The organism is Helicobacter sp. 12S02232-10 (genome assembly GCF_002272895.1).
Taxonomy (GTDB): domain Bacteria; phylum Campylobacterota; class Campylobacteria; order Campylobacterales; family Helicobacteraceae; genus Helicobacter_J.
In genome coordinates this window covers 1-527 of record NZ_MLAQ01000040.1, presented here as the reverse complement: position 1 = coordinate 527, position 527 = coordinate 1, and the positions used below count along the sequence as shown (strand labels likewise).

1 protein-coding gene is annotated in these 527 nt (G+C 38.7%); it reads left to right on the top strand.

The genetic code is table 11. The annotated features are described in order from the left end of the window. Nucleotides 1–527: hypothetical protein (locus BKH41_RS09935; RefSeq protein WP_180762818.1), on the top strand; the 527-nt coding region annotated here is incomplete at both ends.

Genomic DNA, 527 nt, shown 5'->3' with positions numbered 1-527 from the left:
AAGCTTTGATACAACCAATCCTTCTGAAAGTTCTTATTTCCAAACCAACCATATTGGAATGGGTGTGACCAATGGCAAAACTGGTTCTTCCATCACAGCTATTGGCTTGCATTCTTTAAGAAGTATGCCTAAAGGAAGTGAAACCGATTCCAAAGGTTATGATGATAAAACAGGAATTGATAATGGTGCCATCACTTTAAATGTCCACGATGGTGGCGGTGGGAATGTTTTAAGCCTCAATCTCATCAACACAGGAGCAACCTTAGAGCTTAGCCCTTTATATACAGGATTAGATATCAATACTGCTAAAAGCAATGCCTTTGGAAGTAAAAATGATGTCACAGCTTGGAATCTCTTCAATACCTTTAACATCCGTGGAACTTCTTTGAGTGGGGACACAAATAACTTCTTTGGTGGAAAAGCCAATAGTGGTGGGATGCATATGGTCTTTGCAAAAGCAAGTGATGATAAGAAAGGTCTAGAAACAATCCTCAAAGAAAAGGATAGTAGTACAAATCTCTCATTGA